The following is a 13,844-nucleotide window of genomic DNA, read 5'->3' as shown; positions in this document are numbered from 1 at the left end:
AATACTTGACATAAACCAGTCACGAGTTCTGGAGAAGCGCTTTTGACTTCTGTATTTGTCTCCATCCTGTTCAAATACTGGCGAGAAATCTCTACTTTTAGTTCAGCAAGCTTTTTGGATAAAGTAACTAATGGCATATCGCCACGCAATGCACGCATCTTATGCCCACGTGCATCTGTCCATCTAATAGAACCCACTTCAGTTAGTGGTAACATTACGACCTCTTCTATTTCTTCTCGACTTGCCATATTATGCAACTTCTAGTTGACAAACACAATAGTTCACTGCCACTATTAGTATCAGCGCAAAGCGGAACTGACTACTATTTATCGAAACACTACCAATGTGCAGGGTGCGATCGCTGATGGTTGGTACAACAATCCGACTGGCTTGTTTATATGCCAGATGGGGAAACGGTGGAGTTGCTCTCGATGATGCGGCAGTTTCCGAGTGAGGCATGAAAATGCTGATGTGACGTTCTTCCCCGTTGACTCTGCGAATGTAACGCGGCAGAACGTCACTATATCTCTAAAAAATTAATTTAGGCAGGAATGACTAGAGCAATTAGTGAGCGTTTATCAAGCGACTGGACTTTACCTACTGAACTAAGATCAGTTACAACCCGGTCTAGTAATTCTCCAGCTTGCTCACGATATTGATGTTCTCGACCTCGTAAACGCACAGCAAATTTCACGGAATCGCCTTTACTCAACCACCCAATTGCTTGTTCAATGCGTAACTTATAATCAGCCACACCCACATTTAGACCGAACCGAACTTCTTTTACTACTGGTCTAGCACTCTGTGCCTGACGCTTTTTCTTTTGATACTGAAGCTTGCCATAGTTAAGAATCTTTGCGACTGGAGTCTCTTTACCTTCAGAGACTAGAACTAGGTCAAGCTCAAGGCTCTCGGCTAGCTGTAGCGCCTCATGTGTGTTGGTCAAACCACGATTATTATTCTCGTGGTCAATCAAGAAGACTTGATGTGACTTGATTTGCGAGTTAATTAATTGCTTTTGAATTCCGATAACGTTTAACTCCGATTTATTTCAAACCTGTAAAGTGTCAGTTATGCTCACTAAACACGTCTTTGTTGCCTAATTCTATCGTAACGTAATCTTTTGCTTCTCCCTATTCATAAAACCCGCACCCCACAAGTATTGCTTTTCTGGGAGTCCTTTGTGCGCTTCGGTATTCGCTCGTACTATACTCACCTAATATCGGAACTTGTGTAAGCTGTAATAGAGTGAAGAGTCAAACTCTCTTCTAGTGATCAGTTCTGACTTATATGATTGCAAATATGCCTTCAATTACCTACAAACGCACCGATAGCCAGCAGCCCCAAAGCATCATTATTGAAGGTTATGTTGTCCGTCCAGGATTACACATTATTACCTACGAGCAACTTAAGTTGTTGCGAGAGCAAACACAGCACTATTCTCAGTTTGAATATTTAGTGAACCAAGGTGTGATTAAGTTGACTGGCTAATAGCTGACTGTTCTTAAATTTTCTACCGTTCACACCCGATGCCATCCCCATCTCGGTCAAAGCCGTGAGGGTCAGGTGGCAGCACCTTAAATCTTCGTTGGGTAATATCTCGGCAATTCAAATCGGGTGAATTGGTGGGAATGCAAAAGTCAGGGTAAGAAGGATCGCAGGTATTCTGTTGCTGGGGTTGAGTCGGTTGGGAAGTTGTCTTTTTAATGCCTCTGCGAAAATCCCAAGGCATCACAGGATTAGCTTGACTCCAAAAAGCTAAATGCTGTTGTTTGGCTCTATTTTCGCCTTGCAATAGACTATCTTTAGATTCTGGGCAGTTTTTGAGATACTGCTTGTACACAACAGCCTGTCCCTCTTGCACCATATTGACATTGATACTACGATTCCCCACATAAATCTCTGCAACAGTGCGCTTGTATTTGTCAATTTCAATTGGACGTAGAGTAATTGTTTGTCCTACTGGTAGCAACTGTTTAAGTCTGAGTGTTGATTGCTGTCCCCAAGGACTTTGTTTAAGTTCAGGCGCATCAATGCAAGCTAAACGCACAGTCACAGTTTTGTTGCCAGTTCTCACACGTATTGTATCGCCGTCACCGACGCTTATACCATTTCACTAAAAATCTGATACAGATAATTGAGGACTAAATATTAACCAGTAAAGATGGCTGGAATCACTAAAGTAGAAATATTGGAATCAGCAGAGGAATTATATAATCTGTTGAGACAACAAAAAACAGCGTTAGGGAAAGAACGTATTCAAGCATTGTACTTGCTGAAAATAAGTCAGGTAAAGACAATACAAGATTTGGCGGTGGTGTTGGGAAGAGGAAGCGCGACAGTACAAAGGTGGTTAAAGGCTTATACAGAATCGGGAATCACCAGTCTGGTATCAAGAAAAAAAGGTTCAGGGCAACCACCAATAATTAACACGGAGGTAAGAGAGCAACTTTCAAAAGAACTGGATGACCCGCAGGGATTTAAAAGTTATGAAGAAATACGAACATGGTTAAAAGCGGTGGAGGGGGTAGAAGCGTCATATAAAGTAGTACATGATACAGTGCGTTATCAAATGAAAGCGAAGCTAAAAGTGCCGCGAGCAGTAGGCGTTAAACACCAGCCCGAAGCGAAAGAAGAGTTTAAAAAAAACTCCCGCAATACCTAGAAGTAATTAAGAAATATGTCATACCACCAATAGATAGACAAAGAAAAATTAGATATTGGAGCGAGGATGAAAGCCGTGTGGGGTTGAAGACTGAAGCGAGTAGATTAATTACCAACTTTGCTACTAAGCCTATCGGTATCATGCAATGGAAATGGGAGAATTTTTATTTATATGGATTAGTAGAACCGTTAACTGGTGAGTATTTTGTTTGGGAATTCTCTCATTTAAATGCAGCTTGTTTTAATATATTTTTAGAAAAGTTTTCAGCTACTTATGCTCAAGATATCCATATTATTCAGTTAGATAACGGAGCTTTTCATTTTAGTCAGCATCTTCAGATACCAGAGAATATAATTTTATTGTTTCAACCTCCACATACACGTGAAGTCTGCCGGGTAGATACTCTACCCGGCGAGCTTCACCACAAGTTAATCCAATCGAACGATTATGGGAGGAAGTTAAAAGACATTTAGCTTGGGAAAGCTTTGTCACATTAGACGAATTGAGGCAATTTATCTGGAAGCGTTTGGAGAAATTAAACACATCAATCGTTGCTTCTATTACAGGTTGGGTTTTATTCTTGATGCTTTATTCGCATCAGATTTTTCGTGAATTGGTATAAGGACTGTCCGTTTTAAAAATCTGTAGCTTATGCGCTTTCTCCTGAAAAAGCGCATGATATTCTAAACGGAATTACCTACGATAAAGCCTTCTATTGTCACAAAACAGTAGATTATTCTGATTCCTTAAAAGGTCGAATCACTTCTGATTCCAAATTGTGTTTTGGTGCAGTTCTGTTTTTAGAGAATACTGTTCGTGGCGGTTGTTGCTCAAATGTGATGTTCCGTTTCGGGTTGATGAAGAAAGAGTTTAATATTGATGATTTACGCCAGGATGAAAGCGTGTATCAGAGTTTTGAGGAATTTTTGAAAGGAGTTAGTTATTAACCTTAAATGAAATACCTGAAAAACAATAAAACTGCTCTAAATTAACAGCAGCTAATCTAATGCGTTCGCTTCATCTGTGTGGTGATTCTACTCAGAAGCAAGGTTTTTAGCCGCCAAGCAAATAAGGATGTAGAAATATGTACAGAGTTTCAATTCAAGTTGTCAATGAATGCGGCAGTGTGATTGAAAAGTTTCCTACTCATGTTGTGAGAGTTCCTTGCGTTGGAGAATCTATTTATCTGAGTATTTGTCGTTATGACATCCCTGACTATCAAGTTCTTGAAGTGACTCATTACACTTTTGCATTTGATAATTCCAAAGGATTGATAGAAAACAATAATTCTAAAGGATTAGTAGTAGCAGAAGTTAAGGTAAAGAAGTTGCGATGAAGGTAGTGAAGCGATCAAAAGAAGGCGGGCGGTTACGCCATCGTATCACCAGCACTTATTCCCTACCTGAGATTAGCGACTCCCAGAAATTGGGTGCTGCATTGCCTTACACACGTAGTTACTGAAACTGGAAGATAATTATAGGCGAGATGGCAGATTGGGCATAAAAGAAGGCACTTCAAGAAGAATACTTCGAGAGTATTAAGTGCCAAAAATATAAGCAAAAGACCAATCAGGAATTAGTAGAAATTATTGGTTTTTATGTGAAGCAAGGTTGGTTAGTTAGCGATGACTTTTTAGTTAAGTTCCATGAGTGGTTTCAACAAAAGAAATACTTTACCTCTTTATAGCGCTGTTCAGTGATTCAGCATTTAGTTACACTGCCTGAGCTTGATTAAATAGGTAGTTTAATCAACTAACCATTGTGATAATAAATGAAGCATAAATATAATCCAGAAAAAAACAAAGAACATTATTGATGTAATTGTTATCAGGATAAAACGTAGCCATTTATTATAACCTTGACTAAATATCCCTTGTTGCCAACTAATGAGCGTGAGATTTGTAGAAACTAAAAATGCTAATACATTAGCTCCTGATGACCAATGCCCTTCGGTGACACCTTTCATCCAAGGGATTAATGAACCTCCATTTGCACTATTGGGCTGAAAATTCGGATCTCTTAATGGTGAAACTTGGTATGCAAAAATCCCGCTAGCTATTGTTAAAAATAGCAAGAACACTAGAGTGATAATGAAAAAGCGTTGAAGACGTTGAGAAAGCATTCTCGGTATCTCCCTCTCAGATCAGTCATCTTGACTTAATTGGAGCCAACCCTGTTCCTCAGCGTTACTTCTTTATAGTTAAAGATTAACGAACAAACTTGAGGCTTTCAACACTAGAACTAAACATATCGGTAAAGATACTCATCACCGTTCGCTCTCGTAGCTTAATATTACCACTGACTGACATCCCAGATTGCAGAGATACCTTACGCCTATTAATTAAAATTGATTGTTGTTCTAACCGTACCTTAGCAGGAAAGCGATAGAAAGGATAGATCTGACCTGGTAGCAAAGCATCAGAACCGAATGGCACTAAGAAAAGCTGAAACACTTGCGGTTTAAGCAGTTTGCAATTGTTTGCGTAATTCATGCCGTGGTTTGGCTTTCAGACGACGTTTACGAACTCGTGGTTCGTTTCTAGCAGGACGGTCAGGAACAGCCTTGTGAGCAATAACTTTGAGTAAAGTGCTATAAATTCTAGGCGTTGCATAGTTGCGGGATGAATTAGGCTACTAAGGGTAAAAATCCATAATGGAGGTAGTGGAGTAACAATCGAATTGATAGTTTAAGCATTTCTTCTGATTTAGAATAGCAAAGAGTTTTGCGATGAAGGCGTGCTAGATAATGTCTTAATCTGGTATTTTCTCACATCACGAGTGTCATGTAGGTTTTTTTTATTATCTGGTCACAATCATCGATAAAACATGGATAAACTGGGTATCCGTCTGTAACGTAAAAATAACATTTCCAACATTTAATCCTATTCCACAGTTTGGCAAAGGTTTTGGCACTACGGTCTCCTAGAGTCCAAGCTAAAATACCTGGAAGACTATTGTTTACTGCTGTCCACAGCCAAATTTTGTTTTTTTTTACCCACAAAAGTTTCAAGTTCATCGACTTGTGCAAATAGCAGGAATTTCTGAATGTTCTGGTGCATCTGGTAATTTTAGAGCGACTTCTTTTACCCAATTTATTACCATATTATGATTGACTCCAGTCAGCCGCTCAATAGCACGAAAACCAATGCCATTTACATACATGGTTAGACATCGTTGTTTAATTTCGTTTGAGTTTCTGCATACGTTCTGGTCACAGATTTGACCTTGCAACTATAGCCTCATGTGACCACTTTTCAGGATTTGGCACAGGTGCGGCGGAATTTTCATCCTCATGATCTGCTTTGACTTCTATACCCGAAACCGAGTTTTCAGTCTTTAACGAAGTGGGAAGGCTTGCTTGGGCAAGTTCAACCAAATCAGTTAAATTTTGTGCGATGGGCGCGGCGGAACAAGTACCCTCATGACAGTCTTTCGGCTCAACACCACAATCCTGATTTTCTTCTGACAACGAAGCAGATTGACTCGTGCAGCATCTACAAGCGTTAGCGATGTGCAGTCCGTTACCACAGGTAACTCAACTTCATTCTCTGACACGCTTTATGAGATTTTGCACTGTGAGGAGACGGCTCACGCTCCCTTGGGGGTCGCGTCGCCTCAGTTTGTTGAAAGCGTGTCAGAGACACAGCTCACGAACTCTTCAAAAGAGTTCGTGAGGTTTCCTGTAACCCTTGCTCTGACTGACTTTTTCCTAAAATAGATGCTTGATTTAAAGCACCCATTTCTTCAGAGCCAGCATCTTTCTCTGAAATCTCAGCATTTGGTTCTCGTTTTTTAGCATCTGGTTGTTGGTTTTCCGAATTGGCTTTCTCCCAAAATTCTTTGATCCTGCTACAATGCAAATTCTTCACCATCCAGCTAGCCGTTTTCCGTTTCCCTCTACTAGCTCCATCTGCCAATCGGGATTCTGTGACTGTAATTGTTCTAAGTCTTTGATTGTCACAGACATAAGGTATAACTCGCTTTCAAGCGCAATCTCTTTCTATGATAAGCGATCACCACAATAAGCAGGGGATATTGACCTGGATGAGAGAGAAACACGTCGCCTCATCGATGCCCAGCTACGAGCAGCAGGATGGGAAGTAGATTCACAACAGCTTACTTATCCTCATCGAACTGAGATCATGCTTAGAAACTCCCTTAACAAATTTGGAATTGCTTCCATGTATTGGTTTCGATGGATTGCATCCATTGTGGATAAAACTGGCAGCCACCTCAAAGCTGCAACAATAGGAGACAATTGTTGAGCAAGCTCAAACGCTTGTTCCAGTCTTTCCTTGGTCTCATATTCAGCCCATTGTTCTAAGTAGAAAGCTCTGAGTCGCTCAAACCAAGATGAATTTTTTGCTAATTTAAATCTCCTCTTCAAACAATCGTAGGTACTATGGAGGCTGAAAAAAGGATGAGTGATGCTACTATCACCCCAGTCAAAAAACAAGTAATTTCCATCGCAAATAAAGATGTTCCCATCGTGTAAGTCACCATGATGCAAAGTTTCTGGTATACCAAAGGTCGCTAGTTCTTCACATAATTTAACTAATAAGTTAGCCTGATTCTGTAAACACTGATATTCGAGTAGATTAATTCCACCAGGCTGATTCAGCCCTAACGTTTCGGTATCCATTAGCAGTTGTTGAAACCTAACAGGCAAGATTGCTAAACGACGATCAGGCACACCCAGTTCCAGAAACTCATTAAGATATTTGGTACAATCCTGTTGCAATTTTGTATAGACTGGTAAAAGATTCTGCCAATGTTTAATGTCATCTTCAATTTTCAGAGTGTCCTGAAGCATCATCCCTCCATCAAGCATAAGTAGCCAACCTTGCTCCCCATTAATCGCTAAAACTTGTGGCATACATTGAGGATACCGATGCGATAGAACTTGGCTAAGTGCGGCTTCATAAGCAAGCTCTGATACAACTGCTTTGAAATAAATGTTACCGATGCTTGTGGGTATTTGCAGAACTGTTGACCAGTGACGAACGCGAAGCTGCTTAATTGAATCAATGCGTTTGATGTCTTTTTGATGTAACTCACAATTAATCCAACTACTGGCTTGCTCAAGCCAGCTTTGTTGTGTCCAAAGTAGTCCATCAAGATAAGTCACACAGATTCTTAACGAGTGTTTTTTAATTGCAAATGCTTTTTTGTTAGTTTAACCTGGCTTTAAAGACCAATGAATAACCTTGCTTTACAGCCTCCTGCTTTTTCAGCAAACCCTATATAAACCCTACCTCTGCATCGGATACCGCCGCATCATCTCTGCCAACGCCACAGCCTCACCATCCGGCGTGTACACAACTTCCCCCGACATAGCAATCACAATCCTTTGCTGCCTAGCCCACTCGAACCAAGCGCCCACCGTAGCAGACTTGGCCTGTTGTGCTTCCGGTTTCCTCCCCTCCTTACAAGCTGCCACAAACACAGCCTCCGGTGATTTCACCCTTTCCAATCATTTACCAGGAATTTTCTGCCAACAACCGCGTCAATAGCGTTGAGTGCCAGCAATCACAGGTGAGCAAATAGAAGCCGAACTCCGAAAGCGATTAGGAATAAGTGATTAAGTTTTTCTTAACTGTTCTTGTGTCTTTGTCAAAATTTTGAGAGATTAAATTGAAAAAATTAATTCAGATAAAAAATTATGGCAACCGAGCAGGAGCTTCGATCTCTTTTTAATATCTTAAATACCGATCTTGATGGCAAAGTTTCTATAAATGAGCTTTTTTTCAGCCCTGGCTTAAGCGCAATCATCTCAGCCGAAACAGGTGTCAGTAGTCCCCAGGAATTGCTAGCTATGCATGGAGATAAAGACGGTAGTATCACCTTTGAAGAGTTGAAACAAGTTGTTGAGTCAGCTGGAAATTTAAACTAGCTGTACCCCATCCATCCCCGCCCAAACGATCACTACAGTGCTGTCGTCCTCTGAAGCACTAGTGGGGGTTTTGCGTTTTGATGGAAGGGAATTCCACAATTTGGCTGAATTTGAATAAAAAAGACAAATTTTAAGCTTTTTTATTTTTCAATTCTACCGTCACCAATCCCCACTGCGGAAACTTCGCCAAAAGCGACCATACAAACCGACCCAAAATGCGCTATGTCGGCGGTGTAATCGCTTTAATTCTTTCAGACGACCAACATAGTTTTGTAGTCCCAAAGAGCGAGAATTACGACCAGCTAAAATAGCACAAGTATAGGCAATAGCAATTAATAAAATCAATGCTATCAAGCGTTGGCCATCAGCATAAGTAGATTCGAGATTATAGCCCCCAGTCTTGCAATCACCGAACATCGCCTCAATACCACTTCGCGACTTAAATGCTTTAATTGCATCTTTGAGGCTGTCAAGGTTAGTGAGTAAAAACCAGCCCGCAGGCTCTAGCTTGCCACGATATTTGCGCTTGTAATATCCGGCTAAATTGAATTTTCCAAAACCTTTCTGCTTGGTAGATTGAATCCTGTTTAAAAAGAACGAGATACCAGGATTTAATCCCAAAGATTGTAAGCTTTGATATGATTCATTTTCTTGGCGAATATAGGTGCCTTGTTTTTGACGCAGCACAAAGTCAATTCCCTCACTGTGTAACCAATGAGCCAGTTTTATACTATGAAATTCTCTGTCTGCCAGTACAAGAATTCGATATCCTTTGAACAACCGTAGCAATGGGCGGATTAATCTTTTCTGCTCGCTCAAATTACTGCATCCTCTTTTTGGTAATAATATCCAGTAAACTGGTATGGCTCTTTTGTGTTCAATTCAGCTGATTACAAACACATTTTCATCGCGCCACTGTGTTCTATTAATGGCAAATATCAGTTGTTTATTCACTGATTTTCGGTTGTTTTTGACCCATCGTTTTAGTACTGGAAACCAGAGGAATTGAATTGATAACTGCGGCAACAATAAAAACCTCTGAATACTGCGTCGCCGACTTTCAAATTTTATCGGTTGGGGAAATACAGATGAGAGCTTCTCAATCGTCACTGTTTTATGAAACTGCAACAGCATGATTAAGATTTCGAGCATCTTGTACTGTGCATGTGTAAGTAGATTTTCAAAGTAGTTTTGGTAGAATTTAGGTAAAATTATCATTTGATAGGTCTTGTTGAGAATACCTGACCTATCTTTTTTTATCCTAAAACGGTCACACTCTTATATTTATTCGGCTTCAGCCCCTTTGTCACCCCTTCAGCTCTGAGGGTTTTGTCAGCACTGACCTTGTGGATATGTAACAATCATTTGGGTGAAAACAGATGGAACAAAACTAAAACAATTTTGGTACGAATAAATTTTGATTGAGAATAGTATAAATATTGCCATGATATTTATAGTCATGTTTTTATAGAAACGAACATAAGATTAAAATTGCGTTATGTCCAAAATTAAAATTTATGACATCAAAGAATCAGATAAAAATTCTACAGACTCTTCTGTTGACTTGATTGAACTTAACGATTTTGAACAGAATTTGGTTGTAGGAGGACTAGATCCGGATGCTGGCGGTTTAGCTATTATCGGTCTAGGTATAGCAGCAGCAGGAGTTGCTAGTGTGACAGCACCAGCAGTTGCCGCAGCAGCATTAGTAATTGGCATTGGTATACTTTTGCGGCCCAGATAGCGCTCTAAAGCTGCCAAAGTGCGATGCCCCGATATTTCCTGAATGTGGCGCAACGGTATCCCGGCATCGCTCATCCTGGTTAACGCAGTCCTCCTGAAACTATGGGTACTAACGCCCTCAATGTCCAGCCGCACACAGGTATCTCTGAGGATTTTGTCAGCACTGACCTTATGAATATGCCCCAACCCATGCCGACCGCGAAACAAGAACTCCTTGCGGCGGTTAGGGTTGTACTCTTCTAGATACTGCCTGAGTTTGGGATGAACTTGGATTTCCCTGGTGTCTCGCTTGCCTTTGGTGTTGACGCAGCGTAATACTAACACCCCCTTGACACCATTGCTGCCAAACACATCTTTTACCGCCAATGTGCAGGCTTCGTTGATTCGGCAGGCAGCATAAAGGCACGCGTCAAACAAAGCCCGATCGCGTGGGTTGACAAACCCCTCAGTAAATAGGAGATTAATTTGGTCGGGGCTGAGGATTTCTGCTCTGCCGAAACGGTTTATTTTCATAGGCTCTAGCCTACATTGTCTAATCGCACGAGTCCGGCTATCCTGTGCAATGCGATCGCGCTTCGTGCGGGTACTACCGAGTATCTCTGCATGGTGAGGATTTAGGCGAATGGTCGGAGTTGGTATTGCTGGGGGTACTTTCGGGGCTGCGGCAGGAGTTCTATCGGGTGCGGTTGATGAGGGCGGTGTCAGGCTGAAGGAGGAGTGTCTTGTGAGGGCGAGGGGTGGGCAGTTGAGTTTGATTTAAAAAAAGTATTTATAGAAATAAATAGATTAGCTTTCAAGTTGGTTCATCCCATTTCTACAGGTATTGAACCCTTGTAAATTGGCTAAGGTATTGACAATTATTTCGTACTATACAGAAACTCTATAAAGCTCCTGGTGTTTAAACACTGGGAGTTAATTTTTTGTGGCAAGCTTTGAGGGTAAGACAGATAAAACCACATATATAAGAGCAAAAGTTTTATCTGTCTTGGCTAAGGGCTATGGCGTTTAGAATTTATGCGCCCATATTACCACCCCTTACAGCCTCCAAAGCAGGGTCGTCTACGCTATCACCATAAACTTGACCACCATTCCTAACCGCCCATAGCACCCCTTTAGCAAGTTGGTAATAAGCACTTGCTAGCACTCGAAAACCTCCTGAAATTGCTTCTAATTCTTCATTGCTAAGTTCAATAAAGTCAGAGTTTAATTGCTGCAAGTCATCAATTTGGATTCTGCTCATATACGATTCCTTCTAATAAAAACCAGTGATTTGCTTTGTGTTTAGGTTAGGATACTGTATTTATACTTAGTGCATCTATAAATATATAAATATTTAAGCTTGTAAGGGGGAGTGCAACGATTCGTGAAAAATTCTGCCATTTGATCTGAAATGGAATGGCACGCTCGAAAAGCTGAAACCCCACTTTTGGCAGGGTGTTGGGGGTGGCTCTTGTGGGTGTAGTGTTTAAGACAATTAAATTTTAGTTGCGTCAAGGAGTTCAACATCTTCTTAATTCCCCACATCCTACACCCCACACCCAAAAGCCAGCTATATCATGGCTTTACGCTTAACTTAGTGCCATTCGTTCAAGTCGTTTAATAGTGCGAGGAGAACCTTGAGCGGGATTGAAGCAATGAATATGATTAGAAAAGGCAAGTGAACGGAGTCGATCGAGGGGACAATGTATCTCAAGTGAAGTTCATTGAATCGATCTTTGGAATTGCTGTATAAAACAATGTGAATGATGTAGATCATTCGTCATTAGAAATTCTTGCGACAGAACCGTTAATCTTACGGACGATCGCCGTTGGATTCTCCAATTTCTCGGTTCTACCTGTCGGCAGTATTACCCACTGTGTTAGCGCAGGAATTAATCCCCTTGTGCCAGTTGAAAGTGCAGAATGTCGGCATTAATATCTCTTTGAGCGATTCCCTTTGAAGAGCGGTCGATCTCAGAGCGAGAGATTAAACAAATCAAGGTTAATAATTCAACTTCAAACCCAAAAAATTTGTGGTTGCCTGAATTTAAAGAAATAATTAAACCTATTACCTAATCTAATATTGGGCAGGCTTTCAATGCCGTCTGAACAACTTGTAGGAGTTCCGTGCGACTGGCTCCACTTGCTGCTTGCCCGGACAGGCCAAAGTTGACCGTGAGCACAAAGCGGGCAAGGGCAGTAGGGTCAGCATCAGGCGGCAAGTCCCCCTCAGATACCGCCCGCTCGAAGCGATCGCGGATAGCAAGCTCGTCTGCCGCTCGGCGTTCTACCAATTCCTGATGGAGCGGGTCATCTGGATCTGCACAGGCGAGCAGACTCTGTGCAACCAAACAGCTAGAAGGATTGTCTGGATTGGTCACTAAATACACAACGCCGTGCATCATCCGCTCGATCACTCTCCGGGCAGTAGGTTCCTCAAGGGCATCTCGCACGTACGTAGTGTGCCGATCGCGATAGCGATCGAGTGCCTTGCGGAATAAAGTCTCCTTGTTGCCAAAGGCGGCGTAAAGGCTCGGACGGTTAATGCCCATCGCCTCAGTCAGATCGGTGAGCGATGTACCCAAATAGCCCTTGCGCCAGAACAGAAGCAAAGCCTGCTCTAAAGCTACATCCATATTAAAAGCGCGCGGACGACCCTGCACACTATGAGACTTTCTCGTTTCCATACCGTTCAGTATAAAACTTCTTGACATTCTGAGAAGGACGATATTATTATGTACCAATCGGTAAAAAATACTGATTTGGCAGTAATACACTCAACAGAGTAAGTCATGATGGCAACACTTGCAGGCAAAGTTGCACTGGTAACGGGTGGTTCTCGCGGTTTAGGAGCGGCGATCGCTAAACGTCTCGCTCACGATGGGGCAGCCGTTGCTCTCACCTACACCAGTTCGCCCCAAAAAGCTGATGAGGTGGTTCGAGATATCGAAGCAGCAGGGGGAAAAGCTTTGGCAATTCGGGCTGACAGTGCCGATGTAGAAGCGGTAAAACACGCTGTTGCCGAAACCGCAAACGTTTTAGGTCGTCTCGACATTCTCGTCAACAACGCAGGAGTTGCGGCTATAGCACCGATCGACCAGTTCTCGATCGAGGAGTTTGACCGATTGGTGGCGGTGAATATCAAAGGCGTTTTTGTAGCAACTCAGGAAGCCGTTCGTCACATGGGCGAGGGGGGACGGATCATCATGATTGGCAGCGTCAATAGTGATATTACGCCTTTTGCTGGCGGCTCTATTTACGGTTTGACGAAGGGGGCGATCGCCAGTTTTACACGCGGTCTTGCCCTCGATCTTGGACGTCGCGGCATCACCGTCAACAACATCCAGCCGGGTCCGATCGACACCGATATGAATCCCGCAGACAGCGACTTTGCCAAGGAGATGACCAAGATGACTGCCCTCGGTCGCTACGGACAGGGCGACGAGGTGGCTGGCATGGTGTCTTATCTCGCCAGTCCTGAAGCCGCTTTTGTTACGGGCGCGAGCCTCAAAATTGATGGCGGCTTTGCCGCTTGAACGAGACGTAATCAAATTTGTAATCTCTA

The 13,844-nt window shown here is 42.2% G+C and carries 22 protein-coding genes and 4 pseudogenes; 9 read left to right on the top strand and 17 right to left on the bottom strand.

Annotated features, from left to right (window positions below):
• From HCR01_RS30840 to infC, 3 genes are all read right to left on the bottom strand, one after another.
• On the bottom strand, nt 1-248 hold a 248-nt coding region (locus HCR01_RS30840; RefSeq protein ID WP_193199809.1), incomplete at its 3' end, for a hypothetical protein.
• A 1-nt stretch (nt 249) separates the two neighbouring features.
• The gene (locus HCR01_RS30835) at nt 250-459 is read right to left on the bottom strand and encodes a hypothetical protein (RefSeq protein ID WP_193199808.1); all 210 of its coding nucleotides are present in this window, start codon (nt 457-459) and stop codon (nt 250-252) included.
• An 82-nt stretch (nt 460-541) separates the two neighbouring features.
• Nucleotides 542-1,009: a translation initiation factor IF-3 gene (gene infC, locus HCR01_RS30830; RefSeq protein WP_320073214.1), complete on the bottom strand. Its 468-nt coding sequence runs from the start codon at nt 1,007-1,009 to the stop codon at nt 542-544.
• 293 nt (nt 1,010-1,302) lie between these two features.
• Between infC and HCR01_RS30825 the strand changes: the two genes are divergently transcribed.
• A complete protein-coding gene (locus HCR01_RS30825) occupies nt 1,303-1,491 on the top strand; it encodes a hypothetical protein (RefSeq protein WP_193199807.1) in 189 nt (62 codons plus the stop codon).
• A 22-nt stretch (nt 1,492-1,513) separates the two neighbouring features.
• Here the strand turns inward: HCR01_RS30825 and HCR01_RS30820 are convergent, their stop codons facing one another.
• The gene (locus HCR01_RS30820; RefSeq protein ID WP_320073212.1) at nt 1,514-2,056 is read right to left on the bottom strand and encodes a thermonuclease family protein; all 543 of its coding nucleotides are present in this window, start codon (nt 2,054-2,056) and stop codon (nt 1,514-1,516) included.
• Nucleotides 2,057-2,164: 108 nt separating this feature from the next.
• Here HCR01_RS30820 and HCR01_RS30815 point away from each other — a divergent pair, with 108 nt between their 5' ends.
• The 3 genes from HCR01_RS30815 (at nt 2,165) to HCR01_RS30805 (ending at nt 4,001) form a co-directional block, all read left to right on the top strand.
• Nucleotides 2,165-2,665: a helix-turn-helix domain-containing protein gene (locus HCR01_RS30815; RefSeq protein ID WP_193199806.1), complete on the top strand. Its 501-nt coding sequence runs from the start codon at nt 2,165-2,167 to the stop codon at nt 2,663-2,665.
• Nucleotides 2,666-2,748: 83 nt separating this feature from the next.
• Entirely contained in the window at nt 2,749-3,138 is a 390-nt protein-coding gene (locus HCR01_RS30810; RefSeq protein ID WP_226889750.1) for a hypothetical protein, read from the top strand.
• A 611-nt stretch (nt 3,139-3,749) separates the two neighbouring features.
• Nucleotides 3,750-4,001: a hypothetical protein gene (locus HCR01_RS30805; protein ID WP_193199804.1), complete on the top strand. Its 252-nt coding sequence runs from the start codon at nt 3,750-3,752 to the stop codon at nt 3,999-4,001.
• Nucleotides 4,002-4,408: 407 nt separating this feature from the next.
• Here HCR01_RS30805 and HCR01_RS30800 read toward each other — a convergent pair whose 3' ends face one another.
• The 7 genes and pseudogenes from HCR01_RS30800 to HCR01_RS30760 all read right to left on the bottom strand — a co-directional run bounded on the left by HCR01_RS30800 (nt 4,409) and on the right by HCR01_RS30760 (nt 8,104).
• The gene (locus tag HCR01_RS30800; protein WP_193199803.1) at nt 4,409-4,786 is read right to left on the bottom strand and encodes a hypothetical protein; all 378 of its coding nucleotides are present in this window, start codon (nt 4,784-4,786) and stop codon (nt 4,409-4,411) included.
• Nucleotides 4,787-4,871: 85 nt separating this feature from the next.
• Nucleotides 4,872-5,102 (bottom strand): annotated as a pseudogene (locus tag HCR01_RS30795) (hemolysin D); the annotation flags it as partial.
• 188 nt (nt 5,103-5,290) lie between these two features.
• Nucleotides 5,291-5,856, bottom strand: a pseudogene (locus HCR01_RS39245) (IS1 family transposase); the annotation flags it as partial.
• Between the two features lie 19 nt (nt 5,857-5,875).
• Entirely contained in the window at nt 5,876-6,133 is a 258-nt protein-coding gene (locus HCR01_RS30780) for a hypothetical protein (RefSeq protein ID WP_193199800.1), read from the bottom strand.
• A 178-nt stretch (nt 6,134-6,311) separates the two neighbouring features.
• Complete coding sequence (locus HCR01_RS30775) at nt 6,312-6,536, bottom strand: hypothetical protein (RefSeq protein ID WP_193199799.1); 225 nt, start codon at nt 6,534-6,536, stop codon at nt 6,312-6,314.
• Between the two features lie 254 nt (nt 6,537-6,790).
• Complete coding sequence (locus HCR01_RS40575; RefSeq protein WP_193199798.1) at nt 6,791-7,792, bottom strand: phosphotransferase; 1,002 nt, start codon at nt 7,790-7,792, stop codon at nt 6,791-6,793.
• A 123-nt stretch (nt 7,793-7,915) separates the two neighbouring features.
• Entirely contained in the window at nt 7,916-8,104 is a 189-nt protein-coding gene (locus HCR01_RS30760; RefSeq protein WP_193199815.1) for a hypothetical protein, read from the bottom strand.
• 222 nt (nt 8,105-8,326) lie between these two features.
• Between HCR01_RS30760 and HCR01_RS30755 the strand changes: the two genes are divergently transcribed.
• Complete coding sequence (locus HCR01_RS30755) at nt 8,327-8,557, top strand: EF-hand domain-containing protein (RefSeq protein WP_193199797.1); 231 nt, start codon at nt 8,327-8,329, stop codon at nt 8,555-8,557.
• A gap of 159 nt (nt 8,558-8,716) precedes the next feature.
• On the opposite strand, the gene HCR01_RS39235 is transcribed toward HCR01_RS30755, so the two are convergent.
• From HCR01_RS39235 to HCR01_RS30745, 3 genes are all read right to left on the bottom strand, one after another.
• Entirely contained in the window at nt 8,717-9,421 is a 705-nt protein-coding gene (locus HCR01_RS39235) for an IS4 family transposase (RefSeq protein ID WP_320073213.1), read from the bottom strand.
• Nucleotides 9,422-9,439: 18 nt separating this feature from the next.
• Nucleotides 9,440-9,709, bottom strand: coding sequence for a hypothetical protein (locus HCR01_RS39230; RefSeq protein ID WP_226889748.1), 270 nt, complete (start codon nt 9,707-9,709; stop codon nt 9,440-9,442).
• 363 nt (nt 9,710-10,072) lie between these two features.
• Complete coding sequence (locus tag HCR01_RS30745) at nt 10,073-10,813, bottom strand: tyrosine-type recombinase/integrase (protein WP_226889747.1); 741 nt, start codon at nt 10,811-10,813, stop codon at nt 10,073-10,075.
• 44 nt (nt 10,814-10,857) lie between these two features.
• Here HCR01_RS30745 and HCR01_RS30740 point away from each other — a divergent pair, with 44 nt between their 5' ends.
• Nucleotides 10,858-11,010 (top strand): hypothetical protein, encoded by a 153-nt coding sequence (locus HCR01_RS30740; RefSeq protein ID WP_193199796.1) that lies wholly within the window; start codon nt 10,858-10,860, stop codon nt 11,008-11,010.
• Nucleotides 11,011-11,312: 302 nt separating this feature from the next.
• Here HCR01_RS30740 and HCR01_RS30735 read toward each other — a convergent pair whose 3' ends face one another.
• Nucleotides 11,313-11,540, bottom strand: coding sequence for a bacteriocin (locus HCR01_RS30735; protein ID WP_193199795.1), 228 nt, complete (start codon nt 11,538-11,540; stop codon nt 11,313-11,315).
• A gap of 343 nt (nt 11,541-11,883) precedes the next feature.
• Here HCR01_RS30735 and HCR01_RS39225 point away from each other — a divergent pair.
• Nucleotides 11,884-12,032, top strand: a pseudogene (locus tag HCR01_RS39225) (IS6 family transposase); the annotation flags it as partial.
• A 6-nt stretch (nt 12,033-12,038) separates the two neighbouring features.
• Nucleotides 12,039-12,215, top strand: a complete 177-nt coding sequence (locus HCR01_RS30730; protein WP_193199794.1) for a hypothetical protein — start codon at nt 12,039-12,041, stop codon at nt 12,213-12,215.
• A gap of 136 nt (nt 12,216-12,351) precedes the next feature.
• Here HCR01_RS30730 and HCR01_RS39220 read toward each other — a convergent pair whose 3' ends face one another.
• Nucleotides 12,352-12,684: a TetR/AcrR family transcriptional regulator C-terminal ligand-binding domain-containing protein gene (locus tag HCR01_RS39220; protein WP_226889755.1), complete on the bottom strand. Its 333-nt coding sequence runs from the start codon at nt 12,682-12,684 to the stop codon at nt 12,352-12,354.
• A gap of 99 nt (nt 12,685-12,783) precedes the next feature.
• A pseudogene (locus HCR01_RS40925) lies at nt 12,784-12,915 on the bottom strand (TetR/AcrR family transcriptional regulator); the annotation flags it as partial.
• 156 nt (nt 12,916-13,071) lie between these two features.
• Between HCR01_RS40925 and HCR01_RS30720 the strand changes: the two are divergent.
• Nucleotides 13,072-13,815 (top strand): 3-oxoacyl-ACP reductase family protein, encoded by a 744-nt coding sequence (locus HCR01_RS30720; protein ID WP_226889746.1) that lies wholly within the window; start codon nt 13,072-13,074, stop codon nt 13,813-13,815.
• Nucleotides 13,816-13,844 lie beyond the last annotated feature (29 nt).

The organism is Nostoc sp. MG11, assembly GCF_014904695.1.
In the GTDB taxonomy this organism is placed as follows: domain Bacteria; phylum Cyanobacteriota; class Cyanobacteriia; order Cyanobacteriales; family Nostocaceae; genus Komarekiella.
The sequence above is the reverse complement of the archived record's forward strand: the minus strand, read 5'-3'. Positions and strand labels throughout refer to the sequence as shown.

Excerpts from the sequence above, each read along its gene's own strand:
- HCR01_RS30835 (WP_193199808.1), bottom strand. The coding sequence starts at position 459 with ATGCCTCACTCGGAAACTGCCGCATCATCGAGAGCAACTCCACCGTTT.
- HCR01_RS30825 (WP_193199807.1), top strand. The coding sequence starts at position 1,303 with ATGCCTTCAATTACCTACAAACGCACCGATAGCCAGCAGCCCCAAAGC.
- HCR01_RS30815 (WP_193199806.1), top strand. The coding sequence starts at position 2,165 with ATGGCTGGAATCACTAAAGTAGAAATATTGGAATCAGCAGAGGAATTA.
- HCR01_RS30805 (WP_193199804.1), top strand. The coding sequence starts at position 3,750 with ATGTACAGAGTTTCAATTCAAGTTGTCAATGAATGCGGCAGTGTGATT.
- HCR01_RS30800 (WP_193199803.1), bottom strand. The coding sequence starts at position 4,786 with ATGCTTTCTCAACGTCTTCAACGCTTTTTCATTATCACTCTAGTGTTC.
- HCR01_RS30775 (WP_193199799.1), bottom strand. The coding sequence starts at position 6,536 with ATGGTGAAGAATTTGCATTGTAGCAGGATCAAAGAATTTTGGGAGAAA.
- HCR01_RS30755 (WP_193199797.1), top strand. The coding sequence starts at position 8,327 with ATGGCAACCGAGCAGGAGCTTCGATCTCTTTTTAATATCTTAAATACC.
- HCR01_RS39230 (WP_226889748.1), bottom strand. The coding sequence starts at position 9,709 with ATGCTCGAAATCTTAATCATGCTGTTGCAGTTTCATAAAACAGTGACG.
- HCR01_RS30745 (WP_226889747.1), bottom strand. The coding sequence starts at position 10,813 with ATGAAAATAAACCGTTTCGGCAGAGCAGAAATCCTCAGCCCCGACCAA.
- HCR01_RS30735 (WP_193199795.1), bottom strand. The coding sequence starts at position 11,540 with ATGAGCAGAATCCAAATTGATGACTTGCAGCAATTAAACTCTGACTTT.
- HCR01_RS39220 (WP_226889755.1), bottom strand. The coding sequence starts at position 12,684 with ATGATGCACGGCGTTGTGTATTTAGTGACCAATCCAGACAATCCTTCT.
- HCR01_RS30720 (WP_226889746.1), top strand. The coding sequence starts at position 13,072 with ATGATGGCAACACTTGCAGGCAAAGTTGCACTGGTAACGGGTGGTTCT.